This is a genomic window from Pseudomaricurvus sp. ABR4_320 (assembly GCF_056159445.1).
In genome coordinates, this window is sequence record NZ_JBSWVF010000013.1 from 94,203 (window position 1) to 118,552 (window position 24,350).

Consider the following 24,350-nt stretch of genomic DNA (forward strand, 5'->3'; position numbering starts at 1 on the left):
TAACCCTGTGTCGTCGTCATATATCGTCGTTGAAAATCAGACCGTGAGTGTACGTCCCCATCCTATTTATCATCGTTGGAGGTTGCAGCACATCGTAGAGATAACGTTTCGATAACCTTATGACCGCTGGAGAGCTGAAAACCTCAAAACTATTTTATTTTTTTTGGCTGGAATATGTTCTGGAGCTTCGCTCCAATGCTTTGCGACTCTGCTTCAGAGCCTGCAGTATGTATTTCTCAACGCAGGATACTGACACGTTTAATTGCATTGCTATTTCATTATAAGACATTCCCCGCACCCGGTGGAGCAAAAAAGCCTGTTTGCAATTATGAGGCAGTGCCTTAATCGCAGATTCGACGCATTCGAGCTCGTCTCTCGCTGACAGCAAGCGCTCGGGGGAGTGTCCGTCAATGTCAACGTCTTCAGGGGTTTGCGCGATGTAGTTGTTGTACAGGGATTCTCGGCGCTTGAGATCAATCGTAAGGTTGGCAGCAGTTTGGTATAGATAAGCTTTGGGGTTATCCAACTGCTGTTTTTCGGCCAGGCGCTGAATACGTATGAACGCATTCTGTGCGATATCTTCCGCGTCTTCTGCACTGGCCAATTTACGCTTCAAAAAGTTCACCAGCCCCTGAGCATGTTCGATAAACAGTTGTTCGAGTACTGTAGATGATGCCTTGCTCATACGTATCTATGAAGGTCCCGGTTTAATCGACTGTCCAAAAAAGCCGTTTGGCGGACTCGGTTAGGGTGGCGCTTAACGGACGCGCCGGCACTGAGTCGCCATTAAATTATCGTTTTCCTCAACGTTACTGCATCCATGAGCAAAGCGAAGAGAATCTGGTGCTGATAGCCACCGTCCTTTCCCTGTGACCGATCTTCTGGGCCGACCTGCGTGCAACATGTGGTCCAACTGCTTTGCGACAGGTTTATCGACCGGGAAGATATGAGGACGGATCTCGCCGACCTACTGCGTAACACGACCCTTAAAGCGTGATTTTACGCGACTTTCACATTTCGATGAAACGCTTATGCAAAGTTTTGTCGATGGCGATTAACTTAACCGATTAGGTTATTTTTCGCACGTAATTTTCTGGAAAAATTGACGATTTAATCAGGTTTTGCACCATGCTGGTTCACTCTCGCTTGCTGTGTAAAAAAATAGGGCGCGGGCATTGGGGCCAATCGTGGAGCGAGGATAGAAGCGTGGGAAGAAAGAGATTGCGTGAGGAAGATCGTCTGTCAGACGTCTCAACAACTAACGGCAATAAAAAATAGGTTGATCAAACAATCAGCTTTTTTTCATCGTTGCCTAATGTCACTCGATGATACGGTTTGAGACGACAACCTGGCCATTGACAATTGCCACTAAAGACCAACAAAAGTACTGGATATCCTATGACCGAACTCGTTCGAATGGCGCTCAACACGCGTCCTCGTCCAAGATACAGAATCTTGCTTCCGTTTTTCTCCTTATTGTTGTCATTTAGCTCGGCATGGGTTGATGCAGAAACCTCGTCAACGAACCCTAATGAAGCGGCGCTGGCGTTATTTGAAACCTTGTATCAGGAGGAAATTCATCGCAGCCCAGAAACCATGACCTATTTGGGCATGCGTGACGACTATGATCAGTGGGATGATCTGTCACCAGAGGCGGTTCAGGAGCAGCATCGTTTTTATCGGGATCAGTTAAGCCGCCTGCAGGCTCTGTCCACCGAGTCGCTGGATGCTGGCACGCGACTCAGTTATCAGCTCTATGAAAAAAAGTTGCAGGATGAAGTTGATGACTATCAGTGGCGGCTTTATAGCTACCCCGTTAATCAGATGTTTGGTGCTCACTCTCACGTTCCTTCGTTCCTGATCAATATTCATCAGGTCGAGTCTCAAGAGGATGCTGAGGCGTATATTGCCCGCTTACGGGGTGTCGATACCTATATGGATCAAGTCATCGCGCAACTGGAATTGCGCCGAGAGGCGCATATTATCGCACCTAAATTTGTGTTCCCGAAAGTCATTCGAGATGCGCAAAATCTCTTATCTGGGAAGCCTTTCGATAGGGAAGCATCATCTGTAGACAGTACGCTGTTGGCGGATTTTCGAGCAAAGGTTGCTGCACTTGATTTGCCGAAAGAGACGTCAGATTCGCTCATTGAGGGCGCGAATGATGCCCTGACAGAGGTTCTGGCGCCGGCGTATCGAAAACTGATTGCCTATTTGCAGGAGTTGTCTGAGGACGCGGATACTAAAGACGGCGTTTGGCAGTTCGCTGACGGTGATGCATTCTATGCTTACGCCCTACAGCAAACGACAACCACGGACTATTCACCAGAGCAAATTCATACTATTGGATTGAAAGAGGTCGAACGTATCCACGGAGAGATGCGTGAGATCATAAAACGTGTTGGATTTAAAGGCGATCTACAAGCGTTTTTCAAATCCATGCAGGAAGATTCTCGTTTTTTCTATCCCCAAACTGAGGAGGGTAGGGATGCCTATTTGAGCAAAGCGCGAGACATCATTGAAACCATGAAAGAATCGCTACCGCAGCTGTTTAATACCCTGCCTAGGGCCGACCTTACCGTAAAAGCAGTTGAGCCATTTCGCGAAAAATCAGCAGGTAAAGCGTTTTATAATGCGCCGTCACTGGATGGTAAGCGGCCCGGAATTTATTACGCCAATTTATCGGACATGAGTTCGATGCCAACGTATCAAATGGAAGCCTTGGCGTATCACGAAGGGGTGCCTGGCCACCACATGCAGTTGAGTATTGCGAGAGAGTTGGACGATGTTCCTGCGTTTCGAAAACTGATCAGCTATACCGCCTATATAGAAGGTTGGGGACTTTATTCGGAGCTGACTCCGAAGGAAATTGGTTTTTACGAAGATCCTTATTCGGATTTCGGCAGACTCGCACTGGAATTGTGGCGAGCCTGTCGTCTGGTGGTCGATACCGGAATTCATTACAAACAGTGGACTCGGGAAGAAGCCATTGAGTACCAGGTTGCCAATACGCCTAATTCTCGCAGTGATACCGAAAAAGCGATTGAGCGATATATTGTTATGCCGTCTCAGGCGACCGCCTATAAAATTGGTATGCTGAAAATTTTAGAGTTGAGGGAAACTGCCCGTAGCGTGCTGAAAGAAGACTTCGATATTCGTGAGTTTCACGATGTGGTGTTGCGAAATGGTGCGGTTCCTCTAGATATCCTCGAAACCTTAGTCAATCGCTGGATATTGGAAAAACAGCAGTCCTAGGACTGCTGCATTTAACGAGCTACCAGCCGCATTGACGGTTTTTGTTGCGAGCTTCCAGCCAGGACACTAGTGGTTGGAAGTATTCGGTTACTGCCGCTGCACTCATTTTACGACTGCCTGTCATCGCTTCGAGGGTCTCAGGCCATGGCTGAGATTGACCCGCTGACAGCATTTGCCATAATTTTTCTCCGGCGTCTTTAGAACCGGCAAAGTTGCAACTGTACAACGGTCCCTCATAGCCAGCGGCGTCGCACATCGCCTTGTAAAATTGGAATTGCAATATGTGAGCAAGAAAATAGCGCATATACGGTGTATTGCCGGGGATGTGATACTTGGCGCCCGGATCAAAGTCCTTTTCAGACCTTTCAATTGGCGGTGTTATACCTTGATAGTCCTCTCGGAGTTCCCACCAGCGGGCATTGTATTCAGAAGGCGGCGTAGCGCCTGAAAAAACGTCCCAGCGCCACTTATCAACCAGTAATCCGAAAGGCAGAAAAGCAATCTTATCCAACGCCATCTGCATCTGCGCGTTTAGTAGAGCCTCCTGACTCAATTCGCTACCCGTAGTGAGCTTCACCGATTTTAGGTAATCAGGTGTCATCGACAGCACCATGGTGTCGCCCACAGCTTCATGAAAGCCGTCGTGTGCGCCGTTTTGGTAAAGCACAGGCTGGGGGTTGTACGCCAGATCGTAGTAGATATGGCCAAGCTCGTGGTAGATGGTGCTCAGGTTTTCCATATCCGGTTTGATACACATTTTTATGCGCACATCGCCGCTGTAGTCGATATCCCAGGCTGATGCGTGGCAGACAACATCTCGGTCCTGGGGTTTTACGAGCATCGAGTTTTCATAAAATGATGCGGGCAGCTTGGTTAATCCGAGGCCCTGGTAGAATGACTCGGCTTGCTCGACCATTTCTTTGGCGGTGTAGTTTTGTGTCTCAAGTGCCGGGGTTACATCCAGTGACGGAGCCTCTGGATAGGGCGCGACCAGTTCGTAAATGTTGCCCCATTGCTGTGACCACATGTTGCCAAATACATGAGCTGGAATCGGGCCCTCATTCGGTACAACGTTATCTCCATAGTGGGCGTTAAGCTGGCTGCGAACTTCACAATGCAGGGCTTGGTAGAGTGGCTTCACCTCGGCCCATAACTCATCCACAGTGTCGGAAAATTCCGCAGGCGACATGTCGTAGCCTGCGCGCCAATACTCACCGGCATCGGCAAATCCAAGTTCGCGAGCGCCAGTATTCTGTAATTCGACAAAACGCTCATAATCGGCGCGCATCGGCACGGAGACGGATCGCCATCCTTGCCAGGCTCGTAGCAACTCAGCGGGGTCCCGACTTTTTGCCAGGGTATCGGACAGCTGGGTTAAGTCTTCACACTGTTGGGTTTCCTCGTCGCAGAATTGTCCGGCTCCGTAGGTTGCCTCTAATCGACTCGCAATAGTAGTTAGCTCAGCCAGGGCTTTGGAATCGGTGGGGACTCCATTGGACATCCGCAATAAATCCAGCTGGCGGGAGAGGTTTTCATCGAGCGATACACCATCAAACTGTCGTGCGGCGATCGCCTGTTGGCTGTTCCATGCGAGAAACCTCTCCGAGGCTGCAGCAGCCAGTGCCTGGGTATCGGGAGTGATGTAAGTGGCTTGAACCCAGGCGGCTTTGGCGGCGGCCGTGGAGATGGCTCGAACTTGAGCGTCGTAATCTTCTAAAAACCTTTGCGCGCCTTCTCGATCTGCCGTGTAGGACGTTGGTTCGGCATTCGCCTGGCTTGTCGTGCTGAACAGACCCGCAGCAATGATCGCTACACAAAGGGGTAAGGGGCGAGTCATGGCTCGACCTCCATGGCGTCGCCAGATGATTTTTTTTTCGCCGGTGGCTCGGCAGATTCCGGGGAACCTTTCATCCAGGCTTTTATCAGAGGCGTTGCCAACAGCATCAGCACACCGGCTACCAGGCTGCTGTATACCACTCGCATAAACTGGTCTGGCATGGCTTCGGCGCCGGCCACTGTGATGTGTCCCGCCATCAAACCCGCAATGACATTACCGAGAGATGAGCCCATAAACCATGTGCCCATCATTTGACCCAGATAACGACGGGGGGAAAGCTTGGTAACTGCCGAGAGTCCCACCGGTGATAAACAGAGTTCGCCGGTGGTGTGGAACAAATAGGTCAGCATCAGCCAAGTGGGCGCAGCCAGTTCACCACCGGCGGCAATTTTGGCGGCAAACACCATGACGTAAAAGCCGAGGCCTAATTGAATTAAGCCAATGGCAAATTTTACCGGAGACGATGGATCCAAATTGCGCTGAGCGAGAAAAACCCACAGCCAAGCGAAGAAGGGCGCCAACAAAATAATGAGGATTGGATTGACCGACTGCAGCCAGGATGCTGGCATATCCCAGCCAAGCACGTTTAAATCGGTATAACGGGCCGCAAAGAGGTTAAGCGAGGAGCCCGCCTGGTCGAAACCTGACCAGAAGACTGCTGACGCCAGAAAAAAGATCGCGATGACTCCGACGTGTTTTTTCTCTTGTCCGGTTAAGCCACCGAAGATCAAAACCCATGCGAAAAAACCAATCGCCAGCACAATGACGGCCTGGGCAAACCACAGGGCAAGAAGCCCCGCATTGGGAATCCAGATTTTAGTCCAGGCGGCGACGATGGCCAGGGTTAAGAGCGCACAAAAGACGCCAATCCCTATCCAACCAATGCGCCGTACTTTTTTATCCTGTGGCGTATCGCCATTAAAATTCGGCTTGAGACCAATTTCGAAGAGATGTTTGGCGCCGAGTCGATACTGCCAGAGTCCAAACAGCATGCCGATACCCGCAGCACCAAAGCCCCAGTGCCAACCCACTTTTTCACCCAGAAAGCCAACGATCAATTGGCCCACAAAGGCGCCCACATTAATGCCCATATAAAAAATGGAAAAGGCCGCGTCGCGACTGGCGGAGCCTTGCGGGTAGAGATCGCCTACCATGGTGGAGACATTGGGTTTCAAAAGACCCGTGCCCAACACAATAAAAATCAGTCCAAGGAAAAACGTCTCCCGCATCGGCAGTGCCATGGTGAAATGACCCAGCGCGATGATCAACCCGCCATACCAAACGGCGTTGCGCTGACCGATCAACCGATCCGCAATCCAGCCACCGGGCAAACAGGCTAGGTACACGGCTCCCGTATACATGCCATAGATTGCGGTGGCTTCTGTGTCTGAGAGGTTGAGCCCACCGCCTTCGGTCGCGGCGGCAGTGAGTGCAAGAACCAGGATGGCGCGCATGCCATAATAGCTGGCGCGCTCCCACATTTCAGTCCCAAAGAGAACCATAAGGCCTCGTGGGTGCTGGGAAAAAAGATTGAACATTGCGTCTATTCGTCTCCGGCTGATGGATCTGGGCAAGCGAGTGAACTTTCGTTCGTTATGATTATGAACGACTCGCGTTGCTTGGCCTAGAAGTTGGGACGAATGAATACAGAAACCCCTCAACAGGGGCAACCATCTTGTTTGCTGGTTTAGGGTGGTTTAGCTTTTTAAGGGATGAGCCGTGGCTTAAATGGCGACGGCAGGTGTTCGCGGGAGGGAAAAAGCCAGCGCCATTAGATCGCGCTGGCTTCGACTTCTCCGGCCCAATGTGCATGGTTTTCAAAGCGATAGCGGTAGCTAAGAACAAATCGATCGGCCTGGCGGTGGAGCCAATCAATCACCGAGCGGAGCAGTGCCAGTGGCGGTGTGGTAAGGCATTCAAATTCAATGATCAATTGCTGGCCATCAACCGTGGACAAGCGTTCAATCCAATGAGTGAAAATTTCCGATTCCGAAGCGACTTCGGTCGCATCTTTTGCATAGTTGGCCAGAGAGAACTGTTGGCACAGAGGCGTGGGTGGCGCGTCGGGGGAAGGCAGGGCCAAGCCCGTCTGTAGAAAACGATTAATGGTTTCTTCTGACGATTGTATGGATAAAGTATTGAAGCAAACTTCCGTTGACATCACTGCGTTACCGGGTCGATTAGCACTGGATCAAAGTGTAGCCAGATACGACCCTGGGTTCCGGAATTTGTTCACAGAATGAATGGCAATTTTTGGATCTTTTAAGTCTACGACCTTGCGTGGCCAAACGTCACTTGCGTCGGTCTACTAAAGGGTTTCTTCACGCAAGCGATCTCGGACTCGCATCAGCAATTTACCAAATTCATTGTGGCCTCGTCGGTCGCGACCACAGCCCCAGAAATAATCGTAATTACTGTTTTCTATCAGTGTTTGATCACCGGTTTTGAGCAGTGCCAGACAGCAATCAGTGTGGGTTTTTGCGCGAATATAGATTCCTCGTGTCATCATCGTGACGCGCAGCTTGGCCCAATCCTGGCGCGGTCGCCGCCACCAGCGATTGCCAGCTTTTTGTGCCTCGAGTGGCGTGGCCAGATTGCGAATCTCGTCAATTTTCGCGACATCAGTGAATTTCATGGCCTGATAATAGTGCTCCACCGTTGGCCATTCGGCATCGTCGAGCTGAAAGCTAAGGGGGCAGAAGCTGCCGAGAAGATCTGCCGGATCGTGGCGGCTGAAGTAGAGAGCGTTATCTTGAAGAGGGGCAAATAGACTCATGAGCATTTCGTACGGGTTGTTTCGGCGCCATTATCCCTCTTTCTTACGGGTTTTGTCTTCCTTTCGTGTTGGCTCACAGGCATGTGTATGAATTCCGACCCGAGTGCGCGCTGGTCGTTCCCACGGATGCTGCTACCTGCTTGCCATCTTGAATGGAGACTATCAATGGCAGGAGCGGCGGGTGCTGGCCCAAACACACGAGTTTTAGTTCCGCGTCGAACAGTCTAAATCAGACGATATTCCTACAATCCTACCTCGCGTTGAAAACCGGAGTCATTATGAAACGTCGGCAATTTATTATGTCCACCGCTGCCTTACCCTTTCTAACGGAGACGCTAAGTGGATGTTCGACGACGAAAAATTCAACCGGGGAGACAGACCAAAGTCGCCTTGAGGTGGGGTTTGCTAACCCGCCGCCGCCGGTGATCGAGCGTCGTCCCAGTTCAATTTCCCAATTGGGGAGGACCCGTATTGATCCCTATGCGTGGCTGAAAGAGCCTTACTGGAAAGACATGTTGAGAGATCCGTCAGTTATTGACGACGATATAACGAATGTCCTCGAAGCAGAAAACACCTATGTCAATGACGTAATGGCACCAACACAGGAGTTGCAGCAGCAACTGCGGCAGGAATTGCAAGCCAGTCGACCTGAGACGTCGAACACAACTCCTCCGGTTACTGACGGCCCCTGGGACTATTATTCCTACTTTCGTCCCCAGGGAACTCAACCTATCTTCGCTCGCCGTCCCAGTCAGGGGGGCGAAGAGCAGATTTTACTTGACGGTGACGCGGCGGCAGAAGGGCTAGCCTATTACCACATCGGCAAGACTTTACACAGTGACGACCATCGATTGTTTGCCTGGACCGAAGATCTCAGCGGTGCTGAAACCTATCGCATTTGCGTTCGGGATATCGATACCGGAGACGTTTTAACCACCACCCCGCCCGAAGCATTTGGAGATCTGCTCTTTTCGGGCGATTCCCAATGGTTATTCTGGACCTGGCGAGACAAAAACAGTCGCCCGGCAAAAGTCTTCAGGCGCCCTGTACAAGGTGGGGCAGATACGCTTGTGCACGAGGAGCGAGATCCAACATTCTTTCTCGAATTGCTGCGAACGTCATCCAAGGCCTATTTACTGCTGCGCTTGCGGGGTGCGGATACCAGTGAGATCCAGGTTATTCCCGCCGGGCAGCCAACAGTGCCGCCAAGTGTCATAGAACCTCGAACAACGGGACTCTACTATGACGTCGATCACTGGCAGGATCGATTTATCATACGGACCAATGCTGACAGTGCGGTAGATTTCAAATTGATGTGGGTGCCAGTATCGCAACCGCATCGAGCGAATTGGCGTGAGTTGCGGGTGGAACGTCGTGGCAGCTTCATCACCGAAATCCGCACTTTTGAAAACTTTCTCGTACACCTGGAACGCAGCAATGCGAATCTGCACATTTGGGTCACGCCGTGGGAGGATGACCCAGTCTATGAAATTGCTATGCCCGATGTCGCCTACAAGGTAACGCTCGATCAACATCAGGATTTTGCTTCAGATCAGCTGGACTTTGAGTATGAATGTCTTAACAAGCCAACCGCTTGGTATCGATTTGATTTGCACACGCGTCGGCGTGAATTGCGTCAACAGCACCAAATGGCTGACGGATTTGGAGAGCGCTATGTGGTCGAACGTATCAGCGCACCCGCTGCTGATGGTGTAGACATTCCGATTACCCTTTTACGTCGAGCCGATCTGGAACTGGATGGCCGTGCGCCACTTTTGTTGTACGGCTATGGCGCTTACGGTTTTTCCTTGGATGCTGATTTTTCTTCAGATCGTTTGCCTCTGGTTAATAGAGGTTGGGTGTACGCCATCGCGCATGTAAGAGGTGGTTCGGACAAGGGCTGGAATTGGTATCTTTCTGCGAGACAAGATAAAAAAGATCAGTCGTTTGCAGATTTTTGCCAGTGTGCTGAAACGCTGGTAGGGAGGGGGTACACCTCAGTTGGGCGTATAGTCAGTCACGGTGCTTCCGCCGGGGGGCTTTTGGTTGGAGCCAGTTTAAATCAACGTCCGGATTTATTTGCCGGTGTCATTGCCGAAGTGCCGTTTGTCGATGTTCTGAATACCATGAGTGACGGAGAACATCCGCTGGTTCCTGTTTGTCGGCCGGAATGGGGCGACCCTATTGTCGACCCTGCAGCCTACGACACCATTGAAGCCTATTCACCTTACGATCAAATTTCACAGCAACCGTATCCGCCGGTTCTCGCCACGACCAGTTTATTTGATAACCGTGTTTTTTATTGGGAGCCGGTCAAGTGGATCGCGCTTCTGCGTGCCAATTCAACCAGCGACAGTCCTCTGATGGTCCGTACGGCGATGATTGGCGGCCACTATGGGCAATCGGGTCGCTTTGGCAACCTAGAGCAAGCGGCATTGTTTTGGGCGTTCGCAATCACGGCAACATCGACGCCCCCTGTTGAAGAAACAGGTTGAGACTGGCGAGTTTGAGTATGGCCCACCGTATTCAGTCCATGGCCCTGAGTGGACGGTGTCGAACGCTAAGGCGTGTTACTTTGCACGTTATAGCCCATTCGAGCAATGTTGTTGAATTTCGTAAATGAGACCTCGCAAAAACAGCGAATTTCGGAAAGGAGTAGCGAGATGCCGTACCACGTATCAAAAAAATATCATCTAACGTTAGTCGCCACATGCTTGACGAGTTTGCAAGTATCTACGGCCTTATCACAAACGGATATTGGTGATTCTGGTGGTATAGAGGAGATTATCGTTACTGCCAGTAAGCGGCCACAACCGTTGCGAGATATTCCCGCGTCGGTATCTGCGTTAACCGAATCTCAAATGGATGATTTGGGAGCGCAGTCCTTACAGGACTACATTCAGTTTGTTCCCGGTGCGGTGTTCAATAGCTATATGCCCGGAAGATCCCACGTTGTACTGAGAGGCATTGCGACGACCGGGGGCAACGATCAGGGGCAGGGAACGGTTGGTTATTACATCAATGATGTGCCTTTAACCGAACCTGGCTGGAGCATTGTGGTGCCCGACATTGATACCTTTGATGTTAATCGTGTTGAAGTCCTACGTGGCCCGCAGGGCACCTTGTTCGGCTCAGGTTCTCTAGGGGGTGTCGTGAACTATGTCGCGAACACTGCGGAAGCCGATACATTTGATGGTGAACTCGAGGCTACCGCAAATTCGACGAAAAACGCCGACGTGGGGTATAACCTGAAAGGAATGATCAATGTTCCTTTGGTTCAGGATACGCTGGCAGCAAGGTTTGTGATGACCCACAGAGAAGATGCGGGTTATCTCGACAACATCGGTACGGGTAAAGATGGGGCAAATACCGTGACGGTCGACGGTGGCCGAATGTCGTTGGTTTGGAATGCCAGTAATGAATGGACGTTTACCTGGTTGAGCCTGCTGCAAAACACAGATGCGGAGGATGCCAGCTTCCGACTGGCTGAGCTGGATGAATTCGAGCGCAGCAGTGCGCTGCCCGAAACAGTGGAAACCGATGTGACGGTTCACAGTGTGCGCGCCGACGGAGATCTCGGTTTTGCAACCCTGACCGCAGTGGCGTCTTACCAGGAAAAAGAGCAGGACTGGATCATTGATTATACCAGCCTGCTGTCCGCCTATAATTCCGATCTTGCGCTAAATCTTTCCGGGCCTTTATACATTCATAGCGGTGGCGAAACAGAGGGAAGCAGCATCGAAATTCGCCTGACGTCTCGGGAGTCAGATTCTATTGAATGGCTGGTTGGCGGTATGATGTTCGATACGGATAAATCTCTCTATGAAACGATCGGCGCAGCGGGAGCCAGCGTCGAATTTGATAACTCGGCTCTGTTTGGTCCTGGCAGTGGGGCCATTATTGCGCCTGATGGCAGTACCTTTAACGGCTATTACAGCGAGGTTGAAGGCACAGAGACTGCTCTATTTGGTGAAGTTTCCTGGCATCTTACCGATGCTTTGACGTTAACCGCAGGCGGGCGTTGGTTTGATACAGAAATTTCAACAGCGACGACCCAAGTCGGATTTTCGACCTATCCCGGAGATCCCATCTTTAACAAAGAAACCACGCAAGATGATGGCTTTACGCCAAAGTTTGCGGTGGAGTACGCGTTTTCGGATGACTTAAAAGTTTACGGTCTGGTCTCTGAAGGTTTTCGATTCGGCCAGCCGAACAATATTCCCCCTCTAGCCGGTTTTACTACGCCGGATGGTTCTGCGTCGGATTCCCTCACCAACTACGAAGTAGGGATACGTTCCAAGCCTATGTCCGATCTTGTGGTCGATGCGACTCTATTCTATGTCGATTGGCAGGATATTCAAATTCGATTGCAGCGTCCGGACTTTTACAACTATTCGGGAAATGGCGGTGGCGCAACGAGTCAGGGCGCGGAGATTACGGCGCAATGGCAGCCTGCTGACGCGCTGTCGATCAGTACCAGTGTTACCTACACAGATGCCGCTTTGGATGATGACATGGTTATTCCATACTACGGCACAGCGTCGGCGGGCAGTCCTCTGCCGGGATCGTCCGATTGGGCGATTTCCTCCAGCGTGAGTTATCAAATCGCGGCGCCGTTTGAGCCCAAGCTGTATCTCTCGTATCAATATTTGTCAGAAGGGATCAGCGATCTGTCCAGCTATGCAGCCGGTGCCGCGAATACTCAGGGAGGCTACAATCTATTCAACGCGAGGTTGTCGATGGTTGTTGGGCGTCCACAAATTTCGCTGTTTGCCGATAATCTGCTGGATGAGCGTGGCGTTACCTATACCCAGTCAGAGGCGAACGGGCTTGGCGAAGGTATTTTGCGTCCTCGCACATTGGGCGTCACGGTAAACCTTCCGTTTTGACGCTTGCTTTCGGTCGGAACTTGTCCGCGACGGTATCCCAGTCGCGGACGTTGTCCACACATTGGCCTCTGGAACTTAACTCGATTCGTCATCCGGCAGGCGATGGCTGTTGCACAACCGCATATAGTCTGCCAGAGGGGAATTCCCCAACATTCTGAGTAATTCCATCAGTGTCTGTGACGATTCATCTTGGCCCATTTTAAAGCGAGCTGAGATATCGATGACCTCTGCTTCGAATCCGATTACACCTTGCGATAGCTCAGTGAATCTGCTTCCCATTTGGTCTGTTGACCAGTCGCTGTGGTGCTGTGCCTCCATGACATCCACCAGCGTGTTCAGTGCGGCCACAGTAAGTTCTGGTTTGAAAGTTAACTGCGCGGAAATTTGCACGACAGCATAGTTGTAGGTGGGTGCCCAAGTGGTTTTACTTTGCCACGTTGGTGAGAGATAACCGCTGGGACCTTGGAAGAGAATTTCGACATCAGAATGGTGTTTCAATACCTCTGTGTGAGCGTTGTGTTTCGGGATATGGCCTATAAGGCTCAATAGCCGACCGGCTTTATCGTAATTCCCCAATAGGGGCAACGGAGTTGCAGAGATGGGACTTCCCTGTGTAGAGATGACCCACGCCAGTGGGTATTGGCTTATCAGTGATTGAATGGCTTGCTGGGATGGAGGCAGATATCGGGGTGTCATAAATCGGACCCCATGCCGTCTTCTTTGAGTCTATCGAGAGCGGATACAAGAAGTATTTTCTGCAGCCAAACTGCCGCGTCATCCAGCGCTTGGCAGCTAACGTCGGCAATGGCTACGGCTTCCAGAAAACTGTGGGTTGTGCCCGGGTAGACGGTTGCAGTGACCGGCACTTGTGCCGCCGCTAATAATTCTGCCATTGCCATATTCTCGCTGTAGAGAATGTCACCGTCGGCAATAGTCATAAATGTGGAAGGCAGAAGGCTAAGGTCGGAGTGCAGCGGTTTAGCGTAGGGCGTTTCTTGCGGTGTTTGATTGCCGATATAGTTGTTCCAGAAAATTGTCATCTCTTCTGCATTGAGAAGATAGTCCGGTCCATCATAACGTTGGTAGGACGACGTTGGTGTGCTGTCGTAAACACCATAGTTCAGAAGCATGCCCTGACACGGAGAAAACTGTCGATCTTTCATCAACAGATTGGCCGCGACGGTTAAATTGGCACCGGCGGAATCGCCTCCGACAACCATTCGATTGGCGTCGATGCCTGCAACCGCGTCACTGTCACGAAGAGCTGTAATGACATCGACAATCTCTTCGATCGCAACCGGATATCGAACTTCTGGCGATAAACTGTAATCGACACCGATCACGGCAACTTTGGATCTGGCAGCATACTCCCGCATGAGCCTATCGTGTGTGTTCAGGCTGAATAACGTCCAGCCTCCACCGTGAAGATAGAGCAAGACTGGCAATGTTTGCGCCAAACTGGGTCGATATACCCGTATGTGAACGTTCGATGCCCCGATAGTGTACTCATCAATTGCCGCCATTTCCGGGCCGCCCTCTGCCCAAGGGGCTCGGACGGCCTCCGCAATCTTGCGGCGCTCGGTTAGGCTGAGATTTTCCAGATTGCCAAAGCGGGCATAGCCATCCTGTATGGCGTTCCTAAAACGAAGGATGTTCGGATCCAGTGGCGTGCTATGGTGTTCGATGTTGGGATTTTTCATGGGATTGGCTCGCGGTTAACTGACCGTTCTCTGTGTGTTTATCTCGTGTGATTTCGTTGATTGACCTAAAGCGCTTAGAGCGACGCAGGAAAAACGTCCTACGGCCCGAATCCTGCTTTCAATCGCAACGGTTTTATGGATGACATCAAACCGTTGATGTGTCGTCGAATGCTCTGAGGGTTTCACGAATAGCCTTTGCAGAACCAAGACGCGCATCCTGGGCATACAAACAAAACTGCGAAGGGGATTTCGATGAAGTCGAGCCGAGACTCTATGTTGATCAACAGGCCTGTGGTCAGCCTGGTGGATGAATATCCTCCGGGTTTTGTCGATCCCACTCATCACCATGAGCGATCTCAGTTTTTGTACGCGATTTCTGGCGTGATGTCGGTGGTCACGCCTAAGTACAGTTTTGTCTTGCCGCCTCAACGCGCTCTTTGGTTGCCTGCGGGAACTGAACATCAGGTTTCTTGCCGAGGGGCTGTTGCCTTGCGTACGCTCTACATTGACTCGCCTTATGATCGACACCGTGAACCCCACATTGTAGAGGTGCCCGATTTTCTTAAGGCTTTGATTCAAGAAGTGGTCACGTTTGAACCTGCCTACGATGTCACCGGTCGCGAAGGCAGAATAGTGGATTTGCTGCTGGACGAAATAGAGCGTATGCCGGCAATGCCTTTCCATACCCCAATCCCGGAGGATGAAAGGTTGCGCCACATTTGTATTGAATTGCTGGAAAATCCTACGGACCAAAGAGGGCTTGATGACTGGGCCTCTCAGGTCAATATGAGTCGCCGAACGTTTACCCGCCACTTTAAACAACACACGGGTATGAGCTTTTTCGTTTGGCGACAGCAGGCCAGGTTGTTGATTGCTCTGTCGCTCTTGGCTGAAGGGCATAGTGTCACAACAGTTGCTTATGATGTTGGCTACGAAAGTCCGAGCGCGTTTACGTCCGTCTTTCGCAAAACGTTTGGCGTGACACCCAAGGAATACGTTCACGGACAGACAAAGGGCAAGTTTTTTGAATTGCCGGAGCAAGTCTTTACCACGGTTTGTCGAGATCAGCCTTCGAAAGTCACCCCAAAGCAGTGGATGTCTTGAGTGCAGCTAGCGTGCAGTATACGTAGCGCACCCGTCGAACGCCTTCTAAGTTGGATCAATTTGTGTCGCGTGTGGGCCAGATAGCGTGGCTTGCGCTGGAGCTATTGGCCTGCTTCATGGATGCGTTGGTTTGCATGAGCAAGAATTACCCCATGCAGAATACTGCCTTTAGATCGGCTGATCCTGGCGATCTTCAGACGCTCACAAAATCGATACAGCATGATCAAAGCGGCCGCGAAAATCGGCTGTAAGGCCTCTGGGGCCAGGGAAAAGAGCGCTTTACCGCTGCAGAGATCTCGAAAGCCACTGTCGACATGTTGACGTTCTACCGTCGTCGGCCACCCAAGTATGTCCGCTATCTGACTGATGCCACCATCGGTCGCGTAGCAGTGCTGCCAATGCCATTGTTGTAACCGAGGCAGATAGGGCGCAATTGCATCATCAAGTGCCGCGATGGTGTCTTGAATTTCTGTAGCGCTTGGTTTGGCGGATAACTCGGCATTGCCCAGGGTTACGCAACCACTTTTCAGGCTAATGAAATCCTGCAGGCCATAATGATTCCCAAGGCTGAATTCCGTACTGGCACCTCCCAGATCGATAATCGCTCGGTTCTCGTGAGCCGGTGGCTCGAAGAGAGCAACCCCGTAAAATCCATATTCGGCTTCTTGCTTCCCGGAAATGATGGCAATGCTGATGTCCAGGGATTTCTCTACGAGGGTTGTGATGGCATCGGCATTGTTGGCTCGTCGTAAGATTTCCGTGGCTACCGCAAAGCGACGCTTGGGTGAGTAGTGATTAAATAAAGACTGTATTTCCGCGAGCGCTTGTCTAGCGCGTTCCAACGCCGCTGGAGTAATGCCTCGATCGGCTGAGAAATCCTTGGCCAGTTGAACGACGTATTTATGCCGGCAAAGCTCTTGCCAGTGGCCGTTCTGCCAGTGTCCGATCAGCAGTTGAAAGCTGTTTGAACCCAAGTCGATTGCAGCCCAGATGTCCGATGAATGAGGCTTCTGCGGCTGTGCGGAGTTTGGCGTTTGTGTCATAGTCTGCTGCAATGGTCTGTCGAAGAAAATCAACCGGAGAATACCGCATGTTTGCCTCCCGTAAAAAACTGGAAATGCCTTCCGCTGAAACGGCGCTGCCCGGCCGCGATACGCCAATAGCCGTGCCAAGTGTGCACGCAGTACTCGGTACGTCGATGCAACCGCCATTTCCCGAGCATTGTGAGCAAATCATCTTAGGCTTGGGCTGTTTTTGGGGTGCTGAACGACGGTTTTGGACTCAGCCCGGCGTTTATACCACTGCGGTTGGCTACAGTGCCGGATTTACACCTAACCCCACCTACGAAGAAGTGTGTACCGGTCAGACCGGACACAATGAAGTGGTTTTGGTGGTGTTTGATACGACGAAGACCGATCTTGAAACTCTTCTGACCCAGTTTTGGGAAAGTCATAATCCGACCCAAGGTATGCGTCAGGGGAATGATATGGGGACTCAGTATCGATCTGGTATCTATTGTTTTGATGACGCCCAATTGGTGGTTGCTGAAGCCAGCCGAAAGCACTATCAACAACAGCTATCTGAGGCGGGAGTCGGGCAGATCACCACTGAGATTGAACCAGCCGATGCGTTTTACTATGCAGAAGACTACCACCAACAATATCTGCACAAAAATCCTGACGGTTATTGTGGCCTCGGCGGTACAGGCGTTTGCTTTTAAAACACGCTATCTTTAAAAGTGATTGGTCGGTCGCGTTGTTCTGACGCGGCCCTGCCAACGTGGGAACCACTTCAATTGTGGGCACGGGAAACTCGCTTTTGTGATGTCCAGTCGATACAGAATCTCACGAATATGTTGAACTGGCATCCACCTATGGGGTCATTAGGAGCTGGCGCGCAAAGCCTTTGATGATTCATTTTTTCGTTTTACACCAAAGCTCCACACTCATGTCACGATTGTTACCCGTTTTATTCTCCTTGATCCTATTGGTTGGGATGCCCGCTAGCTGGGCTCAAGATGATTCAGCAGCCCCTGAGCAAGCGACTGAGGGCCAGAGTGCGGCGAAGGCTGAAGCTGAAGGCGCCAAAGCGGATTCTGGTTCAGAGTTACTGCAAGACAGCGACAAAGACAAGAAAGAAAAGGCATCGACGAGCGGGGCGGCAACGGATATTTCATCGCGCTTGTTGCCTATCTTGCCCATGCAGAAAGATACGGAGAAAGAGGCAAAAAAAGAACCTCCAGAGCCCCAATCTGACAGTGAAATCCAAAAGGAAGTCAACAAACTCAAAGCGGATTTGAAGAAGCGCGAAGCGCTCGTCGCCGAAGCACAGAGCAATCTGGATTACGCCAACGGGCGCCTGGAATCCTACCGAGGTGAATACAAAGACCTGGAGCAGCGATTTGCACTGGAAGGATTTCAGCCATCGGTAACCTATTCAAATCTCTTGCGTCGGCGCTTAGATCGACTGCAGAACACGCATCTTGCAGACGATCTCGAAGCGCAATTGCGCGATACCCTTGAAGAGGCATTGGTTCAACAGTTCCGGCTGGAGGAATTTGGTGCGGAGCTAGTACCGAATGAAAGCAACGATGATCAGTTACAAAAACAACGACAGACCTTGCTGACCCAGGTCAGAGAGGAGACCACAAAGCACATTTCGGTACTTAATAAGTACCTGGACACAGTGCGGAAAATTCGCAATCTGATTGATTCCTACCAAGACCTTGTTCGACAGCATTTGTTCTGGTTGCCGAGCACAGGGCCTATTACGCTGGATATTTTTGGCGAATTTTATCGAGATTTAAAATGGCTGGCTCGGCCCGAACATTGGGAGAGAATCGTCGTATCTATGCCTGATGCTCTGCGGTTGAACTGGGCAGAGGCTGTGTTGTTTTCAGGGTTGGCGCTGGTCTTGTTAAAAACGCGCAAGTGGTTTCTTAAGCGGTTGCGAGAAACCGCGGACTCTGTCGGGGATGTCAGCCGGGATCATATCGGTGTGACCATTGCCGCGATGGGGTATACCTTAATTCTAGCGTTGCCGGGGGTCGTTCTCGTTCTCTTGGTTGCATTGTTGGTCAGTGCTGGCGGCCGCTTTGGTGCCGCCTTGGCGGTGGGGTTAACCGGCTCGGCAACACTGCTCTTCTTGTTGCAAATCGTGAGGCATATCTGCCAAAAAGATGGGCTAGGTGAACGCCATTTTAATTGGAGCCCCAACAATCTCGCCGCGCTGAAACGGGCGGTGCCTCGCCTGGTTTGGGTCATGCTGCCAGCGACGACCATTACAATCATGACGGAAGCGCCGGTCGGGGAGTATTACCGCGACAGCCTCGGCCGTACCATGTTCGTAATGGCCTCTGTTGCTCTGGCGCTGTTTTCTCACCGGGTATTGAGGGCCGACCGCAGCTCGCGCAAAACCAGCGGGTTGCGCAAAGCCTATTCCGGAGATTTTATCCATGTGCTGGCGGTGGTGATCCCACTGGTTCTGTTGGCGGCGTCATTAATGGGGTATCACTATACGGCGGTGGAGTTGGAAGCCAGCGTCTTTACCGCGTTCTGCTGGATTGGTTTGGTGACGCTGATTCATTATTTGTCGCTGCGTTTGTTGGCCATTCGTGAGCGACGTCTCTATCTGCAGCGGCTGCGTGACAAACGCGCTGAATTGCAGCGTCGAGCCAAAGAAAAAGAGGCGGTGGAGAACTCTGGCGAAGGCGTTCCCCTCAGTATTGAAATGCCTAAGATGGACCTCCACGACATCAGCAAACAAAGTACCGCGTTGATGAGTATTTTGGCGTACCTAACCGGGCTCGTGGGGCTTTGGTGGTTACTGTCCGATGTTATTCCCGCCTTCCAGGCGTTGGATTCGATCGAGCTGTGGAAGGTGTCGTCCGCTCTGGAAGAGTCGGGCTTCGCGCCGATCACCTTGATGAATGTCGGCTTGGCCGTGCTCTATCTGACATTGATGGTTCTGGCGGCAAAAAACCTCCCCGGAACTCTCGAAGTGTTGGTCCTCAGTCGCATGAATTTATCGCCCGGTAGCGCGTACGCGGTAACGACCATGGCGACCTATTTGATCATCATCGTCGGTGTGGTTTCGGCTTTGAGTACATTGGGTACGCCCTGGTCGAAGTTACAGTGGCTGGTAGCCGCGCTAGGTGTGGGGCTGGGTTTCGGCCTGCAGGAAGTCGTAGCGAATTTTGTCTCGGGGATTATTCTGCTGTTTGAACGTCCGATCCGAGTGGGTGATACGGTGACTATTGGGAATACCACGGGGACCGTAAGTCGTATTCGGATCCGTGCAACCACGCTGGTCGACTGGGATCGCAAGGAACAAATTATTCCGAACAAGACGTTCGTCACCCAGGATCTCACCAACTGGACGCTGTCGGATTCCATTACCCGGGTCATCATCGCTGTGGGTGTTGCCTATGGCACTGATGTAGACAGAACACAACAGATTCTGCTCGATGTTGCTAAGGCCAACAGTCGCGTCGTGACGGACCCTGCGCCGACGGTGTTTTGTGTCAATTTGGGGAACAGCAGTATCGATTTTGAAATGCGGCTGTTTGTGAAATCTCTCTTGGATATCATGCCCATTCATCACGAAATGCGGGCTTCTGTGACTCAGGCGTTTGCCGCCGAAAATATTGAGATTCCCTTTCCTCAGCAAGATATCCATATTCGAACGCCTGGGGTGTCGAGTGAAGTGCCTGAACTTATGTCTACCGCTGCGGATCAGCAGCCGGCAAACGCGTAAGATCTAGGGTTTGGCCGTAAAACCCTCTGGTGTTTTACCCTGAAGTTCGTAGGCAAAGGCGATGATATGTGCCACCGCGATGTAAAGCGTTTCTGGAATGGTGTCGCCGAGTTCCAACGTCACCAGCAGGTCGACCAGGGCGGCATTATCACACAGCGGAATATTGTGCTGACGAGCGATCTCAATGATCTGATTGGCTTCCTCTCCCAATCCTCGTGCGGTAACCGAAGGGGCGCCTTTGCCATCGTAATAGAGTGCGACTGCTTTGCGCAGTTCTTCGTCGGAAAATGATTGCGTTGGGTTGTCGCTCATGTGGTGATATCCACCAGTGAGTAGTTCAGGGAAAGGCGTTCGTCCCGTGGGCGTCCGGGCAGGCATTCGACATCTTTCACTGTGACGCCATCGTCCTCAAGTCGCTGACGCAGTTGTTGAATCCGTTCGCAGCTCAGCTTGTAGGTATCATTCTGTTCGGCCCACAGTGTGGCGCTGACCTGGTTTTCGGTAATCAGAAGATGGGCATGAAAGGCGCCGGCGTCAGGAAGATCGAAAGACAGTTTTACCTGCCACTGGCGAATACGTCGAGCTTCCCGCCTTTTATCTTCGTCCTCGAAATCCGTAACCCACTTTTCCTCCAATTGCATGTCGATATGTTGCAGATCGTTGCCGTGCCTTACAGGAATTTCAAGCTGCCAATGTTGCACGTTGTTGGTGTCACTCAGGCCGTGAGAGGTCTGCAAACTCTGCAGTTGCTGCACCAGTGTTTTTGTCAGCGCCTGGCGTGACAGGTCGAGCAACTGCTCTTGTATCTGCTCCGCATTGGCGAGTGTTTTGAGCGAGGGACTGTCAGCCGTACTTGCACCACTGTGGCCACCCATCAAATTCTTTAACAGCGACAGGAGCTGATCACCCGATTGGGCTTTGTCACCCGCTGACCTGGGCGTCGAGCTGCCTTCAAGAATGGCGACTAATTGCAAGATGGCGGCTTTAAGATCTCGTTGTGACAGGGTTGCAAGGCTTTCAGGCGTCTCCTGAGCCTGGGTTTTGTTGCCGCCTTCTGGTGTCTTGGGGCGCAGGTTTAGCGCACTGGCGAGGCGTTCCTCAAGCTGCTGCCCGCTGGTGTTTAGCGTCTGTTTAATAAGCATCGGTTGGGCGAGTTGCCGGGGAGAGCGCAAATGGGTCAACAGGTTGTTGAGGACTTCGGGTAGCTGTGGCGGCAATTCTCTCTGCAGGGCGCGATTGTCCGGTTGGGCTAATTGAGCGTTTAATAGGCGTGCAGCCTGCAACAGTTTGGTGACGGCTGGCTCCTGCATATTGACGTGGGGAAGCTCTTTGCGCAGGGCTTGTTGCAAGGTGTCCAAGTGCCTCGTGGCCGTGTCAGATGGTAATGCTTGTGTCGGCGCAAAGGACGTATTGAGAGGTCTCGCTGAAGTCGTCAGCGTAGGGGGTATGGGGGCTACACCGGCCTGCTTCAACAGTGCATTCGTTGTGCTTTGGTTTGGGGGCGCAGTGGCGCCGCCGGCATTTTTGGCCCCATTGATATTGACGTTTGGTATCGCAGAAGGCGAGGGTACTTGAGGGGTCTGACGGTTCGCTGGTTTTTGTTCAGACGCTGGGGCTGCAGGAGGCGTTGCCGGAGCCAGGATTTGTAAGCCCTGTGGTGAGACTTCTGTCCGGACTCGCATTCCCGCCGTAATCGGTTGGTCTGTGACCACCAGAAGTTTCTCTCGGCCAATAATCAACTCGGCCAATTGCAATTTCGTTTGCTGCAACAAAGTTGCGAGGGTTGGCGACTGTTGCGTTGGTAATTTGAGGGAAGATGTTGAGTTCGAGGAAGTGTTGCTCCCGTCTTGCGTCAGTGGCGCTGCCGTGGTCGCTGCTCGCTTGCCAGTTGCGTCCGGTCTTGGCGACATCTCTTGAGGGGGCTGACTTAACTGCAATAACCGCTGTTTTAAGCGCTCATCAACGGCTTGCACCGTGAGCACTAGTGCTTCTGTTTTCTGACCCAGTCGAGCGAGAAGGTTGGTCGTTCCGCTGGCTGCGGTTGAACCGCTCAGACGGGCGCTTTCGCCAGTACCGGTTTTACTGGATAACGATGATGTTTTGCCAATGCCGGTAAGGTCACTCAGGTCTGAAATCATAGCTGTCCAAACTTGGTCTCAACGGACTCAATTATTGATTGAAGCCGGGTTTTATAACCAAATACTCAGTATAGCCTGCCATAGACGTTCAGTCGGTTTGTGCTCCTCATTCTCTAACATTAGAAATAACATGAGAAAAAACTGATAACTCTTTGAAATATCTTTACTGGGGCGTTGCCATGTCGCCAGTTGTTGCGCCAGATCAGGGAGATGCTGAAATAAATTAAGGTATGGTATAAAGTTTCTCAATTATATAAATCAATAGGTTACAGTCTGTTTAGAGAATTTATCTTAGTTGAATTCGCTGTGCAGATCGCCTTTTTGATGGCGGCAGGATCCGACGGCGTCGCCTGTAGACGTTCCTCAGACAGTTATGGACCAAATACCCAATGAAATTTACTACGTTAGTCAGTAGTATGCGCAGCCAAACAGCGGTGGCGTCAGAATACAGCCATGTCTGCGAAAGTTGGTCCGCAAAAAATACGTCATTATGGTAAATGCAGCGTCCCCGGCGACGACGGGGCTCGAATTGAAAAATGTTGAATGCCAGCGGGATGACCGAATATTGTTTTCGGGCGTGGACCTGAGTCTTCCTGTTGGCGGCATTGTACAAGTGCTTGGGCCTAACGGAAGTGGCAAAACAACCCTGTTGCGACTCATCGCAGGTGTTGGGCCAGAGCACTCGGGGGACATATATTGGCGTGCTTTACCCGTCGCTCAGAACCGGCTGGAATTTCGGCGGGATCTGCTGTTTATCGGCCATACTCCAGGCATCAAGAAGGCTCTGACGCCCCTGGAGAACCTGCGCTGGCTCGGGCAGTTGGCCGGAGAAACTTCTTCAGAGGACGTACACGAAGCATCCCTTGCTCAGGTTGGATTGCGAGGTTATGAAGACGTACCTTGTGTCAACCTGTCGGCGGGTCAGCTCCGGCGCGTGGCACTGGCGCGACTCTATCATTCCCAGGCGCCGCTGTGGATCCTGGACGAACCCTTTACAGCGCTGGATACCAGCGGAATTCGAGTGCTGGAAGCCCAAATCGAAGCGCACGCAAACGCGGGTGGTTGTGTTCTGCTCACCAGTCACCAGCCTGTATCCGTAGCCTCCCTGGTGTCCTTTCATCTACTGGATTTCGCAGCCGGGTCGAATGCGTTCAGCGGAGTGGTGTAAATCGGTGAGCCGTCAGAACATGGATACCCAGGAGCGTGCGATAGGGGGCAGTTGGCAGAGTTTTTGTGGCACCTTGCGCCGGGACCTGTTAATTGCTTTTCGGCAGCGTTCAGATGCAGCACAGCCGCTGTTGTTCTTTCTTATGGTGGTTGTCTTGCTGCCCTTAGGGCTTGGACCCGAGGCTGCTGTGCTTGGACCGCTCGCGCCCGGACTCATTTGGGTTCTGGCTCTATTAGCGACTTTGCTGTCGTTAGAATCGGTATTTCGAGCGGACTTTGAAGACGGCAGTCTGGAGCAAATGTTATTGTCGCCTCAATCTCTGTATTTTCAGGTTCTGGCGAAGGTGTTCGTGCACTGGCTGGTGACCGGAGTGCCGTTAACGCTTTTGGCACCATTATTAGCCGTGATGTTATCCCTACCTGGTGGGCACTTTTCGCTGTTGGTTTCTCTTGCTCTGGGAACTGCGAGTTTAAGTTTGCTGGGTGCGATTGGCGCTGCTTTAACGGTGAGTTTACGGCGAGGTGGGTTGCTGGTGTCGTTGATCATTTTGCCCATGTACGTACCGATATTAATATTCGGCACCAGCGCAGTGACAACAGCGATGGAAGGTTATTCAAATGCCGGGCAGTTGGCGATAATGGGCGCGTTTTTGGCTCTGGCACTGGCTTTGGCACCCTTGGCCGCGGCCGGGGCGTTGCGCGTCGGTGTAAAAACATAAGAGAGGTGAG

Annotated in this window: 18 protein-coding genes; 8 read left to right on the forward strand and 10 right to left on the reverse strand. The window is 51.7% G+C overall.

The features are described from left to right. Positions 1 to 154: 154 nt before the first annotated feature. The gene (locus ACXAFR_RS20995) at positions 155 to 685 is read right to left on the reverse strand and encodes an RNA polymerase sigma factor (RefSeq protein ID WP_475180575.1); all 531 of its coding nucleotides are present in this window, start codon (positions 683 to 685) and stop codon (positions 155 to 157) included. A 713-nt stretch (positions 686 to 1,398) separates the two neighbouring features. Between ACXAFR_RS20995 and ACXAFR_RS21000 the strand changes: the two genes are divergently transcribed. Beyond that, positions 1,399 to 3,255: a DUF885 domain-containing protein gene (locus ACXAFR_RS21000; RefSeq protein WP_475180578.1), complete on the forward strand. Its 1,857-nt coding sequence runs from the start codon at positions 1,399 to 1,401 to the stop codon at positions 3,253 to 3,255. Positions 3,256 to 3,274: 19 nt separating this feature from the next. Here ACXAFR_RS21000 and ACXAFR_RS21005 read toward each other — a convergent pair whose 3' ends face one another. From ACXAFR_RS21005 to ACXAFR_RS21020, 4 genes are all read right to left on the reverse strand, one after another. Further along, positions 3,275 to 5,092 carry a M2 family metallopeptidase gene (locus ACXAFR_RS21005; RefSeq protein WP_475180579.1) on the reverse strand — a complete coding sequence of 606 codons (1,818 nt, stop codon included), beginning with the start codon at positions 5,090 to 5,092 and terminating at the stop codon, positions 3,275 to 3,277. Further along, positions 5,089 to 6,630, reverse strand: coding sequence for a peptide MFS transporter (locus tag ACXAFR_RS21010; RefSeq protein ID WP_475180581.1), 1,542 nt, complete (start codon positions 6,628 to 6,630; stop codon positions 5,089 to 5,091). Before ACXAFR_RS21010 ends, ACXAFR_RS21005 begins: the two co-directional genes overlap by 4 nt. A gap of 233 nt (positions 6,631 to 6,863) precedes the next feature. After that, positions 6,864 to 7,253: a hypothetical protein gene (locus ACXAFR_RS21015; RefSeq protein WP_475180583.1), complete on the reverse strand. Its 390-nt coding sequence runs from the start codon at positions 7,251 to 7,253 to the stop codon at positions 6,864 to 6,866. A gap of 147 nt (positions 7,254 to 7,400) precedes the next feature. After that, positions 7,401 to 7,868: an NADAR family protein gene (locus tag ACXAFR_RS21020; protein ID WP_475180587.1), complete on the reverse strand. Its 468-nt coding sequence runs from the start codon at positions 7,866 to 7,868 to the stop codon at positions 7,401 to 7,403. A 278-nt stretch (positions 7,869 to 8,146) separates the two neighbouring features. Here ACXAFR_RS21020 and ACXAFR_RS21025 point away from each other — a divergent pair, with 278 nt between their 5' ends. Both ACXAFR_RS21025 and ACXAFR_RS21030 read left to right on the forward strand, forming a co-directional pair. Further along, entirely contained in the window at positions 8,147 to 10,363 is a 2,217-nt protein-coding gene (locus ACXAFR_RS21025; RefSeq protein WP_475180589.1) for a S9 family peptidase, read from the forward strand. Between the two features lie 168 nt (positions 10,364 to 10,531). Further along, the gene (locus ACXAFR_RS21030; RefSeq protein WP_475180591.1) at positions 10,532 to 12,757 is read left to right on the forward strand and encodes a TonB-dependent receptor; all 2,226 of its coding nucleotides are present in this window, start codon (positions 10,532 to 10,534) and stop codon (positions 12,755 to 12,757) included. 75 nt (positions 12,758 to 12,832) lie between these two features. Here ACXAFR_RS21030 and ACXAFR_RS21035 read toward each other — a convergent pair whose 3' ends face one another. Next, positions 12,833 to 13,453 carry an FMN-binding negative transcriptional regulator gene (locus tag ACXAFR_RS21035; RefSeq protein WP_475180594.1) on the reverse strand — a complete coding sequence of 207 codons (621 nt, stop codon included), beginning with the start codon at positions 13,451 to 13,453 and terminating at the stop codon, positions 12,833 to 12,835. Beyond that, entirely contained in the window at positions 13,450 to 14,457 is a 1,008-nt protein-coding gene (locus tag ACXAFR_RS21040) for an alpha/beta hydrolase fold domain-containing protein (RefSeq protein WP_475180597.1), read from the reverse strand. Before ACXAFR_RS21040 ends, ACXAFR_RS21035 begins: the two co-directional genes overlap by 4 nt. A 252-nt stretch (positions 14,458 to 14,709) precedes the next feature. Between ACXAFR_RS21040 and ACXAFR_RS21045 the strand changes: the two genes are divergently transcribed. After that, positions 14,710 to 15,561, forward strand: coding sequence for an AraC family transcriptional regulator (locus ACXAFR_RS21045; RefSeq protein WP_475180600.1), 852 nt, complete (start codon positions 14,710 to 14,712; stop codon positions 15,559 to 15,561). Between the two features lie 101 nt (positions 15,562 to 15,662). On the opposite strand, the gene ACXAFR_RS21050 is transcribed toward ACXAFR_RS21045, so the two are convergent. Then, on the reverse strand, positions 15,663 to 16,604 hold the full coding sequence (locus tag ACXAFR_RS21050; RefSeq protein WP_475180601.1) for a Ppx/GppA phosphatase family protein: 942 nt from the start codon (positions 16,602 to 16,604) through the stop codon (positions 15,663 to 15,665). A gap of 47 nt (positions 16,605 to 16,651) precedes the next feature. On the opposite strand from ACXAFR_RS21050, the gene msrA reads away from it, so the two are divergent. Together msrA and ACXAFR_RS21060 are read left to right on the forward strand one after the other, a co-directional pair. Further along, on the forward strand, positions 16,652 to 17,281 hold the full coding sequence (gene msrA, locus ACXAFR_RS21055; protein WP_475180604.1) for a peptide-methionine (S)-S-oxide reductase MsrA: 630 nt from the start codon (positions 16,652 to 16,654) through the stop codon (positions 17,279 to 17,281). Between the two features lie 227 nt (positions 17,282 to 17,508). Further along, positions 17,509 to 20,316: a mechanosensitive ion channel domain-containing protein gene (locus ACXAFR_RS21060; protein ID WP_475180605.1), complete on the forward strand. Its 2,808-nt coding sequence runs from the start codon at positions 17,509 to 17,511 to the stop codon at positions 20,314 to 20,316. A gap of 3 nt (positions 20,317 to 20,319) precedes the next feature. On the opposite strand, the gene ACXAFR_RS21065 is transcribed toward ACXAFR_RS21060, so the two are convergent. Together ACXAFR_RS21065 and fliK are read right to left on the reverse strand one after the other, a co-directional pair. Further along, positions 20,320 to 20,628, reverse strand: coding sequence for an EscU/YscU/HrcU family type III secretion system export apparatus switch protein (locus tag ACXAFR_RS21065; protein ID WP_475180606.1), 309 nt, complete (start codon positions 20,626 to 20,628; stop codon positions 20,320 to 20,322). Further along, complete coding sequence (gene fliK / locus ACXAFR_RS21070; RefSeq protein WP_475180609.1) at positions 20,625 to 22,454, reverse strand: flagellar hook-length control protein FliK; 1,830 nt, start codon at positions 22,452 to 22,454, stop codon at positions 20,625 to 20,627. The genes ACXAFR_RS21065 and fliK overlap by 4 nt, the downstream gene beginning before the upstream one ends. Positions 22,455 to 22,944: 490 nt before the next feature. On the opposite strand from fliK, the gene ccmA reads away from it, so the two are divergent. Both ccmA and ccmB read left to right on the forward strand, forming a co-directional pair. Then, the gene (gene ccmA, locus ACXAFR_RS21075) at positions 22,945 to 23,622 is read left to right on the forward strand and encodes a cytochrome c biogenesis heme-transporting ATPase CcmA (RefSeq protein WP_475180611.1); all 678 of its coding nucleotides are present in this window, start codon (positions 22,945 to 22,947) and stop codon (positions 23,620 to 23,622) included. Positions 23,623 to 23,641: 19 nt separating this feature from the next. After that, a complete protein-coding gene (gene ccmB, locus ACXAFR_RS21080; RefSeq protein ID WP_475180647.1) occupies positions 23,642 to 24,340 on the forward strand; it encodes a heme exporter protein CcmB in 699 nt (232 codons plus the stop codon). Positions 24,341 to 24,350 lie beyond the last annotated feature (10 nt).

Excerpts from the sequence above, each read along its gene's own strand:
- ACXAFR_RS20995 (WP_475180575.1), bottom strand. The coding sequence starts at position 685 with ATGAGCAAGGCATCATCTACAGTACTCGAACAACTGTTTATCGAACAT.
- ACXAFR_RS21000 (WP_475180578.1), top strand. The coding sequence starts at position 1,399 with ATGACCGAACTCGTTCGAATGGCGCTCAACACGCGTCCTCGTCCAAGA.
- ACXAFR_RS21005 (WP_475180579.1), bottom strand. The coding sequence starts at position 5,092 with ATGACTCGCCCCTTACCCCTTTGTGTAGCGATCATTGCTGCGGGTCTG.
- ACXAFR_RS21010 (WP_475180581.1), bottom strand. The coding sequence starts at position 6,630 with ATGTTCAATCTTTTTTCCCAGCACCCACGAGGCCTTATGGTTCTCTTT.
- ACXAFR_RS21015 (WP_475180583.1), bottom strand. The coding sequence starts at position 7,253 with ATGTCAACGGAAGTTTGCTTCAATACTTTATCCATACAATCGTCAGAA.
- ACXAFR_RS21020 (WP_475180587.1), bottom strand. The coding sequence starts at position 7,868 with ATGAGTCTATTTGCCCCTCTTCAAGATAACGCTCTCTACTTCAGCCGC.
- ACXAFR_RS21025 (WP_475180589.1), top strand. The coding sequence starts at position 8,147 with ATGAAACGTCGGCAATTTATTATGTCCACCGCTGCCTTACCCTTTCTA.
- ACXAFR_RS21030 (WP_475180591.1), top strand. The coding sequence starts at position 10,532 with ATGCCGTACCACGTATCAAAAAAATATCATCTAACGTTAGTCGCCACA.
- ACXAFR_RS21035 (WP_475180594.1), bottom strand. The coding sequence starts at position 13,453 with ATGACACCCCGATATCTGCCTCCATCCCAGCAAGCCATTCAATCACTG.
- ACXAFR_RS21040 (WP_475180597.1), bottom strand. The coding sequence starts at position 14,457 with ATGAAAAATCCCAACATCGAACACCATAGCACGCCACTGGATCCGAAC.
- ACXAFR_RS21045 (WP_475180600.1), top strand. The coding sequence starts at position 14,710 with ATGAAGTCGAGCCGAGACTCTATGTTGATCAACAGGCCTGTGGTCAGC.
- ACXAFR_RS21050 (WP_475180601.1), bottom strand. The coding sequence starts at position 16,604 with ATGACACAAACGCCAAACTCCGCACAGCCGCAGAAGCCTCATTCATCG.
- msrA (WP_475180604.1), top strand. The coding sequence starts at position 16,652 with ATGTTTGCCTCCCGTAAAAAACTGGAAATGCCTTCCGCTGAAACGGCG.
- ACXAFR_RS21060 (WP_475180605.1), top strand. The coding sequence starts at position 17,509 with ATGTCACGATTGTTACCCGTTTTATTCTCCTTGATCCTATTGGTTGGG.
- ACXAFR_RS21065 (WP_475180606.1), bottom strand. The coding sequence starts at position 20,628 with ATGAGCGACAACCCAACGCAATCATTTTCCGACGAAGAACTGCGCAAA.
- fliK (WP_475180609.1), bottom strand. The coding sequence starts at position 22,454 with ATGATTTCAGACCTGAGTGACCTTACCGGCATTGGCAAAACATCATCG.
- ccmA (WP_475180611.1), top strand. The coding sequence starts at position 22,945 with ATGGTAAATGCAGCGTCCCCGGCGACGACGGGGCTCGAATTGAAAAAT.
- ccmB (WP_475180647.1), top strand. The coding sequence starts at position 23,642 with ATGGATACCCAGGAGCGTGCGATAGGGGGCAGTTGGCAGAGTTTTTGT.